General features: G+C 28.7%; 1 protein-coding gene. It reads left to right on the top strand.

Translation table 11 applies throughout. The annotated features are described in order from the left end of the window. The first annotated feature begins 103 nt into the window (after positions 1-103). Complete coding sequence (locus tag ACW9UN_RS17215) at positions 104-958, top strand: hypothetical protein (RefSeq protein WP_459487608.1); 855 nt, start codon at positions 104-106, stop codon at positions 956-958. The last annotated feature ends 302 nt before the right edge of the window (positions 959-1,260 follow it).

The raw sequence follows: 1,260 nt of genomic DNA on the forward strand, positions 1-1,260 counted from the left end.
GCGGACTTTCTTGGTCGATAATTATTTACTAAATTAGTTGCTTAGAATACGCAACAAACCATATACAACAACGTTGTAGCACATTAAAAACCGAACTTAACGAATGAATTTTGAGGAACTTATAGAAAACAATAATAATGCTCAAATTAAAATAAAGGAATTTGAAAGTAAGTGGTTTATTTACAAAAATAGTAAAGATTCTATTTGGGAAACATTTCACCTAAGAGGTTGGAATGAATCTCTAATAAATGAAAATTATTCTAATGCCAAACAAGCTTTTTCTGATTGTGCAAAAGCAGATATTTATTATTTTGATTTGTTTAGAAATAATGTAGGTACTGATTTATTTTCTTTTGGAAGAACTCACGCATTAGTGACTGCATTATCCGATAATCAAGAAGCTATAAAAGATTATTCCAAAATTGATTATGAAATCCCATTTAGAGGAAAAAAGAAAATGAAATTTAGCGAATTAGCATCAAAAGGGGAAGGTCATATTTATTGTGATATAATCATAAAAGCAATGAATAAAGATTTGGACGGTGTTTCTAAAGATATTGAAATAATCAAAAATAAGTGCTTACCGAAGAAAAAGAATCAATGGATGGAATTGGATCTTCAATTTTTCCAATCAATCATAAATAAAGATAAAGATTCCGCATTTAAGATAATTAATATTCTTGCAACAAAAGAACATAAAAAACGGAATAAAGATTCTTGGATTTACAAAGATTTAATTTCCCAGCCTGCATTAGGATTTGCAAAAATCCTATGGATAAATGGAATTGAATTGGAGTTTAATAATAAATTCTTGATAAATGAATTGCTTCCAATCAAACCTAATGGAAACTATAAGGATAATATTGAATTATTGATTAATAAAATGACTTTACAATCGGAAAGTGAAACTCATAATGGAAGAAAATTAAGCTTGGAAGAATATAATAGAAGATACTGAAAAAAAAACGTGCTACAACACCGTGTATAATTCATTGCTAGTTATAGCTTACTTACGAAAGTCCTTGCAGACTTTCTATCTGTGTTATATTTGCTAACTTTAGTGCTTAAAACACGCAACAAATCATACACAACAACGTTATGTTTTATTGCTCAGGAAAATCTAAACGCAGGAAAAAAATACTGAACACTCTCTCGCGAATTTTAAAAAATCAAATCAACTCGCAAATTTTACGCGGGAATTTTCTCTAATTTGGAATTCTTGAAGTTTTGTGAAAAATTAATTGGGGAAAAATATCGCGC

The organism is Polaribacter litoreus (genome assembly GCF_054584775.1).